Source organism: Desulfocicer vacuolatum DSM 3385, from assembly GCF_900176365.1.
GTDB classification, from domain to species: Bacteria; Desulfobacterota; Desulfobacteria; order Desulfobacterales; family Desulfobacteraceae; genus Desulfocicer; species Desulfocicer vacuolatum.
The window spans coordinates 58,745-76,756 of sequence record NZ_FWXY01000021.1 but is presented as its reverse complement, the minus strand read 5'-3'; the positions used below and the strand labels follow the sequence as shown (position 1 = coordinate 76,756).

13 protein-coding genes and 1 rRNA gene are annotated in these 18,012 nt (G+C 46.5%); 7 read left to right on the top strand and 7 right to left on the bottom strand.

The annotated features are described in order from the left end of the window. Positions 1-89 (bottom strand): 16S ribosomal RNA (locus tag B9A32_RS16750); the annotation flags it as partial. 837 nt (positions 90-926) lie between these two features. On the opposite strand from B9A32_RS16750, the gene B9A32_RS16745 reads away from it, so the two are divergent. The 3 genes from B9A32_RS16745 to pyrE all read left to right on the top strand — a co-directional run bounded on the left by B9A32_RS16745 (position 927) and on the right by pyrE (position 3,509). Next, positions 927-1,844 (top strand): dihydroorotate dehydrogenase, encoded by a 918-nt coding sequence (locus B9A32_RS16745; protein ID WP_232367208.1) that lies wholly within the window; start codon positions 927-929, stop codon positions 1,842-1,844. Positions 1,845-1,863: 19 nt separating this feature from the next. Beyond that, positions 1,864-2,706, top strand: a complete 843-nt coding sequence (locus B9A32_RS16740; protein WP_084071113.1) for a dihydroorotate dehydrogenase electron transfer subunit — start codon at positions 1,864-1,866, stop codon at positions 2,704-2,706. Between the two features lie 131 nt (positions 2,707-2,837). Further along, positions 2,838-3,509 carry an orotate phosphoribosyltransferase gene (gene pyrE, locus B9A32_RS16735; RefSeq protein WP_084071112.1) on the top strand — a complete coding sequence of 224 codons (672 nt, stop codon included), beginning with the start codon at positions 2,838-2,840 and terminating at the stop codon, positions 3,507-3,509. Between the two features lie 301 nt (positions 3,510-3,810). Here pyrE and tkt read toward each other — a convergent pair whose 3' ends face one another. The 6 genes from tkt to B9A32_RS16705 all read right to left on the bottom strand — a co-directional run bounded on the left by tkt (position 3,811) and on the right by B9A32_RS16705 (position 11,802). Further along, positions 3,811-5,823 carry a transketolase gene (gene tkt / locus B9A32_RS16730; protein ID WP_084071111.1) on the bottom strand — a complete coding sequence of 671 codons (2,013 nt, stop codon included), beginning with the start codon at positions 5,821-5,823 and terminating at the stop codon, positions 3,811-3,813. Positions 5,824-5,918: 95 nt separating this feature from the next. Beyond that, complete coding sequence (locus B9A32_RS16725) at positions 5,919-6,788, bottom strand: radical SAM protein (protein WP_084071110.1); 870 nt, start codon at positions 6,786-6,788, stop codon at positions 5,919-5,921. A 173-nt stretch (positions 6,789-6,961) separates the two neighbouring features. Next, positions 6,962-9,475: a hybrid sensor histidine kinase/response regulator gene (locus B9A32_RS16720; RefSeq protein ID WP_170923877.1), complete on the bottom strand. Its 2,514-nt coding sequence runs from the start codon at positions 9,473-9,475 to the stop codon at positions 6,962-6,964. Beyond that, on the bottom strand, positions 9,465-10,079 hold the full coding sequence (locus B9A32_RS16715) for a DUF1638 domain-containing protein (RefSeq protein ID WP_084071108.1): 615 nt from the start codon (positions 10,077-10,079) through the stop codon (positions 9,465-9,467). The genes B9A32_RS16720 and B9A32_RS16715 overlap by 11 nt, the downstream gene beginning before the upstream one ends. Beyond that, on the bottom strand, positions 10,073-11,092 hold the full coding sequence (locus B9A32_RS16710; RefSeq protein ID WP_084071107.1) for a uroporphyrinogen decarboxylase family protein: 1,020 nt from the start codon (positions 11,090-11,092) through the stop codon (positions 10,073-10,075). The genes B9A32_RS16715 and B9A32_RS16710 overlap by 7 nt, the downstream gene beginning before the upstream one ends. Next, a complete protein-coding gene (locus tag B9A32_RS16705) occupies positions 11,089-11,802 on the bottom strand; it encodes a cobalamin B12-binding domain-containing protein (RefSeq protein WP_084071116.1) in 714 nt (237 codons plus the stop codon). Before B9A32_RS16705 ends, B9A32_RS16710 begins: the two co-directional genes overlap by 4 nt. 580 nt (positions 11,803-12,382) lie before the next feature. Between B9A32_RS16705 and htpG the strand changes: the two genes are divergently transcribed. The 4 genes from htpG to B9A32_RS16685 all read left to right on the top strand — a co-directional run bounded on the left by htpG (position 12,383) and on the right by B9A32_RS16685 (position 17,941). Beyond that, entirely contained in the window at positions 12,383-14,308 is a 1,926-nt protein-coding gene (gene htpG, locus B9A32_RS16700) for a molecular chaperone HtpG (RefSeq protein ID WP_084071105.1), read from the top strand. After that, on the top strand, positions 14,305-15,642 hold the full coding sequence (rimO, locus tag B9A32_RS16695; RefSeq protein ID WP_084071102.1) for a 30S ribosomal protein S12 methylthiotransferase RimO: 1,338 nt from the start codon (positions 14,305-14,307) through the stop codon (positions 15,640-15,642). The genes htpG and rimO overlap by 4 nt, the downstream gene beginning before the upstream one ends. Then, complete coding sequence (locus tag B9A32_RS16690) at positions 15,639-16,622, top strand: polyprenyl synthetase family protein (RefSeq protein WP_084071099.1); 984 nt, start codon at positions 15,639-15,641, stop codon at positions 16,620-16,622. The genes rimO and B9A32_RS16690 overlap by 4 nt, the downstream gene beginning before the upstream one ends. An 80-nt stretch (positions 16,623-16,702) precedes the next feature. Next, on the top strand, positions 16,703-17,941 hold the full coding sequence (locus tag B9A32_RS16685) for a hypothetical protein (protein ID WP_084071097.1): 1,239 nt from the start codon (positions 16,703-16,705) through the stop codon (positions 17,939-17,941). Positions 17,942-18,012: the final 71 nt, after the last annotated feature.

Below are 18,012 nucleotides of genomic sequence, written 5' to 3'. Positions count from 1 at the left end.
TCCTGCAAGCAGGAACTTTCTCGTTCGACTTGCATGTGTTAAGCACGCCGCCAGCGTTCATTCTGAGCCAGAATCAAACTCTCCAGTTATAATTCTTTTAAAATGTTTTTTTATGTGCTTGGCTGCACTTAAAACATCTTTTTACTCAATTCATTCACTAACCGATTTTCAAAGATCAAATTCATTTTTAACACAAAAAAATCTTGCTGAAACATGCCGCGCTGTTTGCAAGCGGCGTTGCCGTCTCAACAAGACCCAGCGAAACTACATGCAAACTTACTTCTTGTCAAACACTTTTTTAATTTATTTTTCATAAAAACAACAAGCCACTGAATTTAAAAGCAAATAAAACACCTTGAAATTCCGTATTTTTTGGAAATCTCTGATATTTCATTGTTATGCCTCTTTGAAAAAAATTTTTTCAAACTTTTTTGGGGCAGTCCGAAACCAGAATACGTTTTTAAAAAGTAGTGCATAGTCAAGGCTAAGATTTAGGATAATACATCTTCTGGACCAGTGTGGCTCCGGCCTGTTCAGAGGCAGTTATCCTAAATTTAAAATTTGACGTTGCAGTAGTTTACTTTTTTTGGAAGCTTATCCATCAAAGAAAAATATTATTCCGGAAAGGGATGACAGGGAATGCGCAAGTCAAAATTAATTTGCCTCGTTTCTACCTGTTTGTTCTTTTTCAGTAAAAATGATATGAACGGTCAATATCATCATAATTTTTTGGTGCCCATGCATATCACCACAGGGCTTGATTATAAGCTGGGCCACTATATAAGAATGTTAAAATTAACCAGCCATTTCGTAACAAAATCAGCACTCTATTTTCAATCAACGCATTGACTTTACAAAAGAATGCTCAATTGCCCTCAACAGAGCCCCCGAGGAGTAATAGCACCCCAAAATTAAAACAGCCCCAAATGAAGGATAAAATAAATATGCAGGTGAATTTTCTGGGAAAGAACTTAATAAGCCCCACAGTTCTGGCATCGGGAATACTTGGCAATAACTTTGACATTTTGCAGCGGGTCCATGCATCAGGCTGCGGCCTTGTAACCATGAAATCCATTGGCCCCACCCCCAGGGACGGGCACAACAACCCCACGGTCATAGACCTTGGCCACGGCATGATAAATGCTGTGGGCCTGCCATCCCCCGGGTATCTTCACATGGAAAAAGAGTGGGCAGATCTGAACAATAGAGATTTTCCCATTGTTGCAAGTATATATGGTGCATCGGTTGATGAATTTCAACAGGTTGCCGATTATGTATCTGATAAAAAACCCGATTTCATAGAACTTAACATTTCCTGTCCCAACTCTGAAAAACACGGCATGTTGTTTGGTACCAGTCCCACAGCTTCCTTTGATGTGGTCAATGCGGTAAAAAAAGTGGTCAAGACCACACCTTTAATTGCCAAACTCACCCCCCAGGCCCTGGACATCGGAGAAATTGCCAAGGCATGTGAAGATGGCGGCGCAGATGCCATCTGTGCCATTAACACCCTGGGACCGGGTATGCTCATTGATATAGAAAGCCGAACACCCATCCTGGACTTTAAAAAAGGAGGGCTGTCCGGTCCCATGATACGCCCTGTTGCCGTTCGATGCGTGTACGATATTTTTAAAGCCACCCGCCTGCCCATCATTGGCCTGGGGGGCATCACCACCGGAGCAGATGCCATAGAAATGATCATGGCCGGGGCCACCCTTGCCGGTGTTGGCAGCGCTGTAACCTACCGTGGTATCAGTGTATTTAAAAAAATCACCCGGGAGATGGACCAATGGCTTAAAGATCACGGATGCACACTGGAAGACATCAGGGGTGCGGCCCATTAAAGGAGGAAGAATTCAAAATATGAACAAACCCAATTTAACGGTGGAAAAAAAACCGATCATGTTCCGGGTGGACAGAACAAAACGGGAAACCCCGGATCATGTCACCCTTTTTTTCAATGGCACCATTCAGTTTCGACCGGGACAGTTTGTCATGGTGTGGATGCCCGGCGTGGATGAAAAACCCTACACCATCTCCTACCATGGACCTAAAACATTTGGAATCACCGTGGAAGCCAAAGGACGCTTTTCCAGAAAAGCCGCGGCCATGAAACCGGGGGATCTTCTGGGTATCCGGGGTCCCTTTGGCAATGGATTTGATACCGGCACCGGAGAACGTGTATGCGTTGTGGCCGGTGGATGCGGCACCGCTCCGGTGGCACCGTTGATTGACATGCTGGGTAAGGATATCACCCTGATCCAGGGAGCAAGATCCCGGGATCTTCTTTTGTTCAAAGAGCGATATCCATCCCTAAATGGACATTACTGCACCGATGACGGCACTTTCGGGCATAAAGGTTTTGTCACAGAGCTCCTTGAACAGGCCATCTCCACCAATACCTTTGATATGGTATATGCCTGCGGGCCTGAAATCATGATGAAACGGGTCTTTGATATCTGTGAAAAACAAAAAATCCCCTGCCAGGTCTCCTTGGAACGATATATGAGATGCGGTTTTGGGGCCTGCGGGGCATGTGTCTGCGGTGCAGAACGCGTCTGCATTGATGGACCTGTCTTCAATTCTGAAAAATTAAGACAAATGGAAAATTTTAATCAAAAAGCATTGTTAAAATCCGGAGCAGAGGTCCCGTTGAGCACCTATGCCTCCTGGCGATGTGGTGAAAACATCAGCACCACAAATTAGCAAAAAATAAAAAACAGGTATCCATATACCCCCAAAAGCAATTTACACTTTTTAAAAGTTTTATCCCAAAAATGAAAATTTTGCTCTGGAAAATGGAAGTGACGGATGCCAAGAAATAAGGATATACAAACATGGAAACTTACAAAAGCGAATTTATAGAATTTCTTGTGGCATGCAATGCATTAAAATTCGGTGAATTCACCCTTAAAAGCGGCCGGGTGGCTCCCTATTTTATCAATACAGGCATGTTTGATACCGGAGAAAAGATAAGTCGGCTGGGTCATTATTATGCCCAGGCTGTCACAGCCCATTTTGGAGATAATTTTGACGGCATATACGGACCTGCTTACAAAGGCATCCCACTTTGCATCACCACAGCCATGGGGCTGGCAGCCCGGGGTGTGGATAAAGGCTATCTGTTTAACCGCAAAGAGGCCAAAACATATGCAGATAAAAGCACTTTGGTGGGTATGGCCCTGACCCCGGAAACACGCCTGATTCTGGTGGATGATGTGATCACATCGGGAAAAGCCATACGAGAATCCATTGAGGTGCTCAAGAATAACAGCAACCCCAAAGTGGAAGGCATTGTCATCAGTGTGAACCGCCAGGAAAAGGGAAAAGGGGAGCAAAATGCCCTGGCAGAGGTTGCCGACATCCTGGGGGTTCCTGTGTTTGCCATTGTTACCCTGGAAGAGATCAAAACCTATCTTCATAATAAAGAGATCAATGGCCAGGTGGTGATTGATGATGCCATGCTGGAAAAAATCAACACCTATCTTGAAAAATATGGTGCCAAATAACTGCCATGGGCAGATCATATTGGGGTTTGACCGGCCACAACGAAAAACAAAAAACCGAACGAAAATTTTATTCCGTTCGGTTTTTTTGTTTTCAATTTTTACAAAGCAGGTATTGTTCAGAACTGTTTAATTAAAAAAACAGTCCCCATTACGCCATGTAAGTATTCGGGTTGGTTTTGTAAATGTTTGGCCGGTGCCCCATCTTCGCTTAGTTGGGACTGCGTAGCATACTATTGCTATGTGAGCAGGCCCAAATGAGTGAAGATGGGGTGCTGCCCGAATATTTACTACGCCATCGCACCTATTCCTTTACAAGCTCCAGGGCATTTTCAACAATATTATCAGCGGTAAAACCAAGTTCAGCCAATACTTTTCCCCCGGGAGCTGAGGCACCAAAGCGGTTAATCCCCATCACTTTACCGGCATCACCCACATAGCGTTCCCAGCCCATGGTAATTCCTGCTTCCACGGCCATTCTTTTTTTGACATCACTGGGTAAAATCCGTTCTCTATAAGGGGCAGAGGCTTTTTCAAACAATTCCCAGCTGGGCATGCTGATTACCCGGACATTGATATTTTTTTCTGCCAGTTTCTCCGCAGCTTCCACACAGATATGAACCTCGGAACCCGATGCAATGAGAATCAGGTCAATGGGATTATCCCCTTCCACGTCCTTTAATATATAGGCACCATATCGAAGGTCACCGTCACACCCGGTGCGATCCAGAATGGGTAATTTTTGACGACTCAGCAGCAATGCTGTGGGGGCATCATCGGTGGTCAATGCCTTTATCCACGCTTCGGCGGTCTCCCTGGCATCGGCGGGACGGATCACTTGAAGACCTGGAATGGTGCGCAAAGACGCCAGATGTTCCACCGGCTGATGGGTGGGGCCGTCTTCACCCACGGCCACACTGTCATGGGTGAACACATAAATCAGGGGCAACTTCATCAAGGAAGCCACCCGGACAGCGGGTCTTAAATAATCTGCAAACACCAGAAAGGTGCCGCCATAGGGCCGCACACCACTGTGGAGATACATGCCGGACATAATGGATGCCATGGCATGCTCCCGCACACCAAACCGAATATTTCTTCCACCATAGGCTCCCTTCTGGAACACATCAAAGGCATCAAGATAGGTTTTGTTGGAGGGTGCCAGATCTGCAGATCCGCCCATGAGCACCGGAAGGTTATTGGCAATGGCATTGAGAACTTTCCCGGATGCGGCCCGGGTGGCCACGGCATCATCACCCACCTTGAACTGGGGGATATCTTTATCCCATCCTGCAGTTAGAAAACCGCTGATGGCATCCACAAAGGCATCGGCAAGTTCAGGATAAGCTTTTCGATATCCATTAAAAACCTCCTGCCATACCTGCTCTTTTTCAGCACCGATTTCAATGGCACCACGGCAGGCGGTGAGCACCTCATCCGGCACATAGAAATCTTTATCTTCGGGCACACCGTAAAATGCTTTGACCAGACGAATCTCTTCTGCCCCCAGGGGAGATCCATGGGCACCGGCACTGTCCTGCTTGTTGGGGCTGCCATAGGCAATGTGGGTGGACACCTTGATCATGGTGGGTTTATCCGTTTCAGCCTTACCCGCTTCAATGGCATTGGCAATGGCCTCGGTGTCATTACCGTCGGCAACGGCCACCACATGCCAGTTCATGGCCTCAAATTTTGCCTTAACATCTTCGGTAAAGGTAATATCGGTTTTACCTTCAATGGAAATGGAATTATCATCATAAAGAAGAATCAAACGGCCAAGTCCCAGGTGCCCTGCCAGGGATACGGCTTCCATGGCCACACCTTCCATGAGATCACCGTCACCGCACATCACGTAGGTAAAATGGTTAATCAGCTGGGCATCGGATTTATTGAAGCGGGCAGCCATGTGACGTTCGGCCATGGCCATGCCAACAGCATTGGCAATGCCCTGCCCCAGGGGGCCTGTTGTGGTTTCAACACCGGCGGTGTGTCCATACTCGGGGTGCCCCGGGGTTTTACTGTCCCACTGTCTGAAATTTTTCAAATCTTCCAGGGTTAATCCATATCCGTTAAGATATAGCAGGCTGTACAGGAGCATGGATGCATGACCCCCTGAAAGAACAAACCGATCCCGGTCAATCCAGGCTGGGTTTTTTGGGTTGTGTTTCAGAAACCGGCTCCAGAGTACATGTGCTGTGGGAGCAAGGCCCATGGGTGCACCGGGATGCCCGGAATTTGCCTTTTGGATGGCATCCATGGAAAGGGTTCTGATTGTGTTAATACATTGCCGGTCAAGGTCTTGGTTGGCAGCCGCCATTTTTCTCTCCTGTGTGATAAAAAAAGCAAGGGGGATCTCCCATTGCCGCTTTACTGTGGTTTTCCGGGATTTTTCAATCCCTTGTATATTTTTTGTTAAAGCGCTCGCATATATTCCGGTTTCAGAGCCACTTTTCCCTTCAATGCCCGGGTAATCAACTCCAGGGTCTTTTCCCTGTCCCGGGGCAGTCGTGCCCGGATGGGAACATAATTGGACGCATGGTTGGCATGGAACAAACCGTTGGTAAGATGGCTGGTGGCAATCATGGTGCCAAGTTCCACCAGCATCTGCTCCGGAGAAATAAGATCAAATCGACCCTCTTCATAATCTTTGTGCAAAGGCGTTCCCGGAACCAGCATAAGACTCAAAGCCCCCACATATTCAGGATCTATGGCAGAAAGCACCCGACCGGTCTCCCGGGCATGAATTTCTGAACGCTCAGCCCCGGCAAGTCCAAGCAGTACGGTGATGGACAGTTTAATCCCCGCACCACGGATTTTTCTTCCCATGCCAACCATTCTTTGGGAGTCTGCCCCTTTATTGATCTTTTTCAAGGTGACATCATCTCCGGTTTCCAACCCCATATAAGCAATTTTCAACCCAAGTTTTCGAAGCTCTTTAAGCTCTTCTTCAGTTTTCATGCGGATACTTTTGGTATTGGCGTATACCCCCACCCGCTCCACCCAGGGCAATTTTTTCCCAATGGCTTCTAAAATGGGAACCAGCCGGCGCTGGGGCATGATCAACGCATCTCCGTCACAGATAAAAAGCCGATTTTGATTGCGACAATACTTTGATGCAAAGTCAATATCTTTAAAAATAATTTCATCTTTTTTAATTTTAAAGCGTTGTCCCCGGTAGGCTCCGCAAAAGGTGCATTTCCGGTGGGAGCATCCCACCGTTGCCTGCAGCAAAATACTGTTTGCCTCGCTGGGAGGCCTGATCATTGAGCCTTCGTAATGCATTATCCGTCCTTTATTTTTATTTCCATTTTGCACTTGTTTGTACATGAAAATCATTGAAAAAACAAGAGTTTGATCAAAATTATCACACCAAGAAGACGCCTGGATTTGTATATTTCACATCACAAACGTCAGGATGCTCAACTCACAAAGTATTGCGCATAAAAGCTCAGCCACTATTTAAATACATCATTGATCGCTTGATAAAGAGCGCTTCTACTCACAGGTTTTCGAAGATATTTTTTAATCCCCACCGCCAGAACCTCTGCTTCGGAAATGATGGCGCTGTACCCGGTACATAAAATAATGGGTAACTCTGCTCTGATTGTTAAAATATGCTCAGCCAGTTCCACCCCGGTCATACCGGGCATGGTCTGATCCGTGATGACCAGATCAAAGTTTTGAGGTTCCCTTGAAATTTGCTCCAAGGCCTCAACGCTGTTAATAAAGGCAGTCACCTTATGTCCCTGTTTCTCAAGTACAGCGGTATTGAGTTTTAAAATCATAGGCTCATCATCCACCACCAAAATCCGCAGCCCTCCCCCTTGTATGGATCTCACAGGTTTATCATCCAAAAACCGGGGCATCTCCCGGGATAAAAGCGGGAAATAGACATAAAACGTGGTACCCTGTCCTGTTTTGGTTTCCATCCGGATAGAGCCGTTACATGTTTTAACAATGCCATGCACAACGGCAAGTCCAAGACCGGTGCCCTTTTCCATGGATTTAGTGGTAAAATAGGGTTCAAATATGCGATCTCTGATCCCGGGAGCAATACCATGGCCTGTGTCACTGACTTTTATCACAGCAAAAGAGCCCGGCGTCATACACTTTACCCCTTTGATCTCCCCGGAAACAACATTTTCCTGATGCACACTGACAGTTAATCGGCCTTTTTCATGGGCCATGGCATGCTGTGCATTGGTACAAAGATTTACAACAATCTGATGAATGCTGGTGGGATCTGCCATGATCCTGCCACACTCATCGTCAATATCTTCTTGGATTTCAATGGTGGTGGGAATGGAGGACCGCAACATTTTCAGGGCTTCTTTCACGATCACCTGGGGCAGGAGGGGGACAGTCTGCATATCAGATTTCCGGCTGAAGCTGAGAATCTGTTTCACCAAATCAGCGGCACGCCGACTGGCCTTTAAAACTTCATCAAGATTTTCTGCGACATCAGACCCCCTGGGAACATCCGTAATGGCAAGCTCTGAAAAACCGATGATGGCCGAAAGGATATTGTTAAAATCATGGGCAATGCCCCCGGCCAGGGTCCCCATGGCCTCCATTTTATGGGCCTGAAACAGCTCCTCTTCCAGCCGTTTCTGTTCAGTGATGTCCTTGGCCACATGAACAAGTAAACTTATCTCATTGTTTTCATCAAGTATGGGGCAGGAGGAAACATGAAAAACTTTCCCCAGATCTTTATGCTCCACTATTTTTTCATAATTTCGCTTCTCTTTTGATGCAAGAATTTTTGGGCACTCAGGACAAACATGGGAAATTTTTCTAAAAAGATCATAACAATGCATTCCAATAATAAAATTCCCATTTTTTTCACCACATTTCACAGGTTCTTTTTCCCTGTGTTTTTCCCAGAAAAAGCCCCGGGCCGCCTTGTTGGCACGCACAACTTTATAATCTTTATCTATGATGGTGATAATATCTGAAATGGCATCAAAGGTTTTTTCCCACTCATCCTTTGCCTGTTTCAGTATCCTTTCCGCCTTTTTTCTTTCCGTTACATCCAAACCGGCAACAACTAAAGCATATGGCCTGCCATCTGAATGGAACAATGGAATTTTCACCATATCAAAGGTCATCATAAAGCCATCGGGCCGGGGAATTATCTCCTCTGACTGGAAATTTTTTTTCAATTCCCAGGCTTTTTTATCTGTACTCACCCCGTTAAGTAAGGCCTCCTGATAAAACGGGTTTAAATCAGCAAGCTCTTCATTGGTTTTTCCGATGTAATCAATATCCCTTATCTGAAACAAATCTCTGCTGTATTCATTGACTATAATCCAGCGCCCTCCACCGTCTTTCAAGCAGATTATACTGGGAATGGCATTGATAATGGTTTCCAGTAAAATTTTCTGACGATCGGTATGTTCCTGCATCTGTTTACGTTGTTGAATTTCATTTTCCAGTGCCCTTGTTTTTTCTGCAAGGAGCAACTCCTGGAACTCATGGGTGAGGGCATTATGAAAAACAGGGCTGATATATCCGGTGAGAAATTTAAGACTTTCAAGCACCAGGGGCAAATGGCGGGGATCATCGGGAAAATCAAGTATCATAATAACGCCGAGATTTTGTTCAACATTGTTTAGCAGGGGTATTCCCATGGACACAAGATCTCCCTGGGAAATGTCATCAAAGGATTTAAGAATCATGGCATCTTTGACAACAGATATCCGATGTACGGCTTTTATAATGGCCCCTTTATCCGCCAAAGAACCGCGCCTCTGGGGATCAACCGTCAAAATCCGAAACGAAGAACCGCCAAACAATGCCAGATTCTGGAAAAAAAGCACTGTCTTGGCACCGGTCAATTCCCGGTATTTTTCAGCAATCAGACCTGACATAACCTTGGGGTTGTCACTTGTTTGCATCACCTCACGGAGAAAATCAAAAGCCATTTCGTAAAAAACCGGCGGCAGACGAACATCCATGTTATCTTTCATAAAATACTTCTCCATCAAATTCACCAAGCGCACATGCTATCTTTTCCTGCAACACCTGTAAAGAAACCGGAAAAATATCAAAGGGAAGTCCGGTAAAATCAGACATGGCCCGAAGGTGTTGAATGGGTGGATCAACAACAGCCGTATCAAGATAAACCAGCCGGGTGTGCATATCCCCCATGAACAATTTTGCTGTATCACCGGCCAGCCCCAGCTCTTTTTGAAAAATATCCTGCCAGTGCAAAGCCCAGTCTGGCAGAAGAAAAAAAACTCCTTGCCTGCGCAGGCTGCGATAGGTTTCCCCGGGCAATAAAATATCAGGGCAATTAATTCCTTTGACCCTTGAAATCAAAGAAGACTGCGTTTGGTCATACATATGGGAATGGCATTCCCCAAAAAGAAGCAAAAGACGCTTACCGGCCTGTGTCTTTTTCTTGATCAAATGCGCCATTTTTTTTTTAAGCTCATGGGGATACATATGAAGCTGGGAAGGTAGATAAGTCACAGGCATGGAAAACACCCCGGCCTTGTAAAGGAATTCCAGTTCCAGTTTGAATACACCACAGGAAATAATTTCCACATCATGGAAAGGAGCAGTTACCATTTGTTAACGTCCTCCACAGAGCGTCCAATGGCATGGATAATCGCAGGGGGTGTGTCAATGGGGATGTCAGGACCTGAGGTGCCCAGAATAAAAAAAGGGTCATCCTTTCGATCCTGGAGGATTGTTTTGCATTTTTCACGGGTCTGTTTCACTGACCATTGATTACAGTTCGGCCCTTCAAGATTACCCATGAGCAGCAATTGTTCTCCCACATTTGCCCGGGTATCTTGAAATGAGTCTTTGCAATTAAGCTCTGCCCCCTTAACATTGGGAAGGGTGGCAAAAAGATCAATGAACGGCGAAAAAGGGGCTCCGGTGGAATGCAAAATCAGGGGACCTTTCACCCCATCAAAAGCCTGCTTTAATACGGGCATACATCGTTCCAGAACCAACTTTCTCGGCAAAATGGCAGGGGTGGTGAACGCCATGGGCAGGGCAACAAAGGAAGCGCCCTCTTCAAACAAAATATTCACCCACTCCCGGAAAAAAGGCAAAATCCACCCAAGAATATCTGTGGCCATTGTCTCTTCAAAAAGAAATGTTTGAAGCCACTTATCAAGCCCCATTAACATGATGGGCAATGAAACAGGATCCATGGCCACACCGGCAACAACAACCTCATTTCCATGGCGGGAACCCATGATACGAATGGCCCGACGCATATAAACAAGGGAAGGATTATTATCAGGATCGGGTAATGCCAATAAATGAAAATCGTCCGGAACCGAAAGCACCGGTTTTTTTATATTGGGGGGCTGATCTTTATAAAACCGCAAAGTCCCGCCAAAGGATTGGGCGTAAAGGGGCATGGCAAAGGGGGCAAATAAAATATCCGGCTGGAAAATCCGGCTCACCTGCTCTTGTCCCAACGCATACGCTTCCGGATCTGAATAATATTCAACAAGGGGACAACCGGTTAATCCGGCCCCATACAAAGCAAGATTCATACTTACAGGGGAACGGTCAGGATGTTTTCCAGACAAAACAGCTGTCATTCGTTCTTTACTGTTCATGGCAGTTCCCCCAATGTAGTTGATGTTTGCCACATACGTTCAATGAGTTCCACGGACTTAAACGCATTAACTGCGGTACCGTCCCCTCCCACTTCCCGGATCAAATTGGGTCTGGTAATAAAAACAGCGCCTCCCACAGCAAGCTGTAAAACCCCTCCAAGGCCCCGGTCATCGATTTCTCGACGTAACTTCTGGATATTCAGGGCATTGGTGTACATCATGGCAGAGACAGCAATTACCCTTGACCTAACTTCCAAGGCTTTATCCACAAATTCCTCTGCCAGAACATCATTGCCAAGATCGTGCACCTGCCAATGGGAAATTTCCAAAAAACGGCCCAGCATCATGCGGCCCAGGGAGTGGTAATCATCCTCTATGTTGCCTATTACAAGATTGCCTTTTTTCTTACGGGGTGCCGCATCATTTTGTTCCTCCTCTTCTAAACACTTTTCCATGAGATATTCTGCTATTTTTCCGGCAATATATCCATGGCTCAAGCTTAAGCCTTCACCTCGATACCACCTTTCTCCAAACTCATGGAGCACAGGTTCCAGTATTTCACTAACAGCTGTGCGATATTGTTTTTGGACGGCCCATTCATCAATGAGGTCAATGACTGCGACACGATTTCCTTCCATGAGTTGCGCAAGCACTTTTTGCTGAATATCAGAAAGCATTGGATTTATTTTGCTCCTTTCTTTTTTGCTCATTTCCAAAAATTTAAGCACCTTTTTTTCAGGCCTGCCTTGTCTTTATCGCTTTTTAGGAATGAGGCAGCACAATGTATGGAGTGTCACTTTATCCCAGATAAGCCTGAAATTTAATAATCATTATCTCAACTTTCGTCGTGGTGGGGTCAGGCTTTCGTTATTGACATTATCGAGGCTTTTTTCGTTGGCAAAGGCCTTGGTCGATAACATCAATAACAAAAGCCTGACCCCGTCGGCACACTGAGCCCATCGGTACATTTAAAAATGCCAGCTTTGAAATGAAGCCCGAAAGTTGAGTCATTATTAAACATAAATTTTGAAGTAACAGGCACGAATTTTAAATCTTAAAAGGTCAAAAATTAATCATAAACTTGACAATTCTAATTTTGCACCAATTTTTTATGGCAAAATGAAATCCAACCGGACGATGTCAAAAGCAGACATATAAATGTCCAGATGGAAGAGCAGATTTATTTATCCGGCAAACCGGAATAAAAAATATTTTTTCTGATTTCCCATAAGAATAACATGAAAATCAGATATAAAAAACCAAAACATTATCATTGACACAGGAGATACCATGGGTACCCAGAAAGAAACATGTGAATTTAAAACCGAAGTTCAGCAGCTTTTGCACCTGATCATCAATTCCCTTTATTCCAACAAGGAAATTTTTATCCGGGAGCTGGTTTCCAATGCATCTGATGCCATTGATAAGGCAAGATTCAAAGAGCAGACCCAGCCGGAACTGTTTGAAGATGACAATGATTACCAAATCAGAATTTCCACAGACCCTGAAAAAAAGACCTTTGAAATCATCGATAACGGTATCGGCATGACCTATGACGAGGTCAATGAAAACATTGGAACCATTGCCAAAAGCGGTACAGCCGCATTCATGGAAGCCCTGGAGAAATCAAAAAAAGAAAACGGCCTTTCTCCGGAACTCATCGGCCAGTTTGGTGTGGGATTTTACAGCGCATTCATTGCCGCAGATAAAGTCACCCTGGTGACCCGGGCCGCCGGCAGCGAAGAAGGGGTAAAATGGGAATCCGACGGTAAAGGCTCCTACTCCATTGAAACCGTTGAAAAGGAGAAAAGAGGCACCACCATCACCCTTGAATTAAAAGAGACCGGAGAGGGAGATCAGGATTTCACGGAAGAGTACACCATCCGCCACATCATTAAAAAACATTCCGACTTTGTCACCTATCCCGTTGTCATGAACGTGGAAAAAACAGAACCCCTGCCCGAAGAACAGATTGTGAAAGACAGTGACGGCAAACCCATTGGAGACACCTTTAAAAAAGTAAGGGCCGATGAAACCCTGAACTCCATGAAGGCCATATGGGCAAAAAGCCCTGATGATGTCACCGAAGAGGAATATGAGGAATTTTACAAACACATCAGCCATAACTGGGATAAACCCATGGAGATTCTGCACAAAAAATTTGAAGGAATCACCGAATATGATGCCCTCATGTTTCTGCCCTCCAAGGCCCCCTTTGACATGTTCCGACCGGAAAGAAAGCACGGCATGCAGCTCTATTGCAAACGGGTATTCATCATGGATGACTGCAAAGAACTGCTTCCGGAATATTTAAGCTTTGTCCAGGGTGTTGTGGATGCCCCGGATCTTAACCTCAATGTAAGCCGTGAAATTCTCCAGGAAGACCGGCTGGTGAGAAATATCCGGAAAAACCTGGTGAAAAAAATATTCAGCCTGCTTGAGGATATGGATAAAGAAAAATACGAAACCTTTTACGAAGAGTTCGGCCAGGCCATCAAGGCGGGTATTCCCACAGATTTTGAAAACAAAGACCGCATCGCCTCTTTGCTTCGGTACAAGACCACCAAATCCGACGGCAAATATATTTCTCTGGATCAGTACATTGAAAACATGGCAGATGATCAAAAAGAGATCTACTACATCACCGGCGAAAACATGAATGCCCTTATCAACAGCCCCCTTCTGGAAGCCCTTAAGGCCAAAGATTATGAAGTTATTCTCATGGTGGACCCTGTGGATGAATGGGTGACCCAGTCCCTTCCCGAGTACAAGGAGAAAAAACTCAAAAGTGCGGAAAAGGGAGACCTGGATCTGGACAAGGTGGATGAAAAGGAAAAAGATGCCTATACGCCCCTTTTCAACTTCATCAAAGAGAAACTTGAAGACAAGGTCAAAGAGGTTCAAATTTCCAATCGCCTTAAAGATTCCGTGGCCTGCCTGTCCGGGGATGATTTTGGCATGAGCGCCTACATGGAAAAAATCATGAAAGCCTCGGGCCAGGATGCACCGGATCAGAAAAGATCTTTGGAACTTAATGTGAAGCATCCGGTGATTGCCAAAATCAAGGAAATCTTTGAAACAGACACCACCAATCCGGCCCTCCAGGATTACAGTGAACTGCTTTTGGACATTGCCATCATCAGTGAAGGCGGTAAAATCGACAACCCGGCCCGGTTCAGCAAACAGCTGGGTGACATGATGGCCAAGGCTTTATGATCATCTATCTTGAAACACTGGGATGCTGCCGAAACCAGGTGGACAGCGAAGTCATGCTGGGTCGGCTGGCATCCCGGGGCCATGATATCACCTCGGACCCCTCCGGGGCCGAGGTGATCATTGTCAACACCTGTGGGTTCATTGCAGCGGCTTCGGCCGAGGCCATTGACACCATCCTTGACATGGCTCAATACAAAAAAGAGGGTTCCTGCAGACGTCTGGTGGTCACCGGATGTCTGCCGGAACGTTTCCGTGATGACACCCTGACAGACGCCCTGCCCGAGGTGGATGCCTTTCTTGGCACCGGGGCGTGTGATGCCATTGTTGAGGCGGTTGAGGATAGCTCAAAATCAGTACTGACTCTGCTGCCCGATCCCTGCGCCCGGGAACTCCAGGGGCTTCCCCTGCCCCGGAAGATCACCCAGGATTACATGGCCTATGTCAAGGTGTCTGAAGGATGTAATCGTAAATGCACCTATTGCATCATTCCCACCCTCCGGGGAATACAGCGAAGCCGGCCGGTGGACAGTGTGGTAAAAGAAACCGCCACATTGGTGTCCCAAGGGGTGAATGAAATCGTTCTGGTGGGGGAAAACACCACAGATTACGGCCTGGATTTTACTCCCCCCGTCCCTTTAAGTCATCTATTAAGTGCGGTATCCCAAAAGGTGGCTGGAATTGAAAAAAAACACCCCACCTGGATACGCCTTCTTTACACCCACCCCTCCTCCATTGATAAAAGTGTTATCAAAGCCATTGCTGAAAATAAAAATATCTGCAGTTACTACGATATTCCCGTACAGCATGCCGATTCCCGCACCCTTAAACGCATGGGCCGCAATTATACCATGGAGGATCTTTACACCCTGTTTGAAACCATCCGTTCCATGGATCCCCGGGCTGTTTTAAGGACCACCCTCATCACCGGATTTCCCGGGGAAACAGAATCAGAATTTAACACCCTGATGAAATTTGTTGAAGATATTCAATTTGACCACCTGGGGGTATTTCCCTATTCCGATTCCGAGGATATTGCTTCCCATCATTTGAAAAACCATGTACCGGAACATATCAGGGAGGAGCGCCACGACACCGTCATGGCCCGCCAGGCAGAAATTTCCGAAACCATCAACCAGAAGTACCTGGGCAAGACCATTCCGGTGCTGGTGGAGGAAAATCCCGATGACGGCATTTACCTTGGCAGGACACAGTTCCAGGCCCCTGAAGTGGACGGTATTACATTTATTTATGGATCAGGACTTGAAATCGGTACCTTTGCTGATGTAAAGATTACAGAAACCCATGAATATGACCTGTCAGGAGAAAATATATGAAACAGGAGTTGAAGCGCAGACTGATATCGCTGGTGGAACAAGATCTCATTGACATTGAAACTGCGCTCCATGGGAACCTGACCCCCAATCTTCCCCTGGTAAAAGAGATAGCAGGCCATCTGTTATTCAGCGGCGGCAAGCGCATCAGACCCCTTTTAATGATTTTAAGCGCCCGCCTGTGCGGTTACCGGGGGAATGATACAATTGGTTTTTCCACCATATTTGAATATCTCCATGCCGCAACTCTGCTCCATGATGATGTGGTGGATGAGGCGGATTTAAGGAGGGGAAAACCGGCTGCCCACACCCAATGGAGTCGCCCCAAAGTGGTGCTCACCGGAGATTTTCTCCTGGCCCGGTCCCTGTCCCTTGCGGCAAAAACCGGCCTGCCGGACATCATTGCCGTAATGGCAAACATCACAGAAGAGATGTCCCAGGGTGAAATTGAGCAGATGGAACAAAAGGGCAATGCCCGTCTCACCGAAGCACAGTACATGACTGTTATCCAGCGAAAAACCGCTGTTCTACTCCAGGGGGCCTGCAAAAGCGGGGGCATACTGGCCCGGGCAGGAAATAAAAAAGAAGCAGCCCTGGATGCCTTTGGCTACCACCTGGGGGTGGCTTTTCAGATGGCGGATGATCTCCTGGATTACACAGCCAAGGCAGAAACCCTCGGTAAAAATCCCGGCGCAGATATCCGGGAGGGCAAACTGACCCTTCCCCTGATTAAAGCCCTTGAAAATGCACCTGAAAGGGATCGCACCTGGATGCTCAATGTCATTGCCGATCCTGATTTTGATGAAAAGGACTTCAATACACTTCAAAAACAACTTCATCAATATAAAGGCATTGAATATACCGAACAAAAAGCCGCTCACCATATAGACCTGGCCAAGCAAAGCCTTGGGGTATTTACCCCCTGCCAGGCCATGGATACCATGATGCTAATTGCAGATTATGCCATTGCCAGAAATGTTTAGGTGCTAAATATTCGGCTGGCACCCTCCACGCCATGTCAAATGGTATCATCGCATCTGTACACCCTTTATCAGGAGGAGAAATGAACAGATTTAAACCTGCTGCCATGGCAGCCACAGGCCTGTTTTTTTTATTAACCTGTTTTTGCCACACAGCAGCTTTGGCCCGGGAAAATCCCACAGTGATTTCCCTTGGTAAACACGCCATTTCAGGAGATAACATCTCCAAGGCAAAAAAGCGCGCCATTGCAGATGCCATGGATGCCGCCGTATCCCAGGCCATTCTTGCCATGATCCCCCCCCCGGAAATTTCCTCCAGCCTGCCCCTTCTGGCCAATGTACTCACAGGATCTGCCCAGGACCATATCGTCACCTACAAAGTGTTAGGGGAAATCAAAAAAGGAAAACAGTATATTGTTGCTGTGGAATCAACCCTTAACGGTGCAACCTTGAACGCCCTTTTTTCAAGATACCAAACAGAAAAAACAGGAAAGAACCTGCCCCGGATTTTAATTTTCATGTCCGAACAGGTACCAGGCGAAATTTTGCCCCGCTACTGGTGGGGCAACAACCCCCTGCCCTTTCAATCCCTTGCCCAGGATGCTTTTAAAAAAGTGCTGGCCGGCAAAAACTACATGAGCATGGCCCAGCCCCCTTCAGAGCAGGTTCGCTCCCTGGGCATTACCTTTAATTTTATCCATGATGCCGATGCCGCATTGGGTATGGCCGCACAGCTCAACGCCGATGTGATGATCATGGCCAAGGCCATGGCCCGGGAAGCCTCCAATGTCATGGGTGAAGAAAAAGCCTATAAATCCACAGTGGCCCTGGAGGCCTTCCAGGTGAGCTCGGGAAAAAGGCTCACCTCCTTTACCACCGATGCGGTGGTAAAAAGTGATTTCAGCCAGACAGGTATAGAGGATAGCCTTACACAGTCGGGAACCCTGGCGGCAGAAACGCTTTTATCCCGGCTGGATGCTGCATGGTCCGGAAAAGCACTGGGCCCCCAGACCATTGAAACCCGCATTGAAGGGGATGACTATCTGTCCAGTTTCATCATGCTCAGAAAAATTTTAAATACCATGTCCGGCATTAAAGATATTCAAACAAAGGAGCTGAGTTCGGACAATGCCGTTGTGGATATTATCTACCAGGGTAACGGCAGAAAACTGGCTGATGCCCTGATGGTGCAGACCTTTGATTCTTTTAACTTAAGCCTTTCCAATGTCACGGACCGCTCTTTGACCATCAGATTCATACCCCAGGATGGTGCACAGCCCGTTGAAACCAAAGACATTGAAGGGGCCTTCATTTCCGAATAACGGGCATGTCCTGTGGGACACAAAAAATATAGGGTCGTAAACGCGGAGCCAAATGGTATTATACCGCCGCC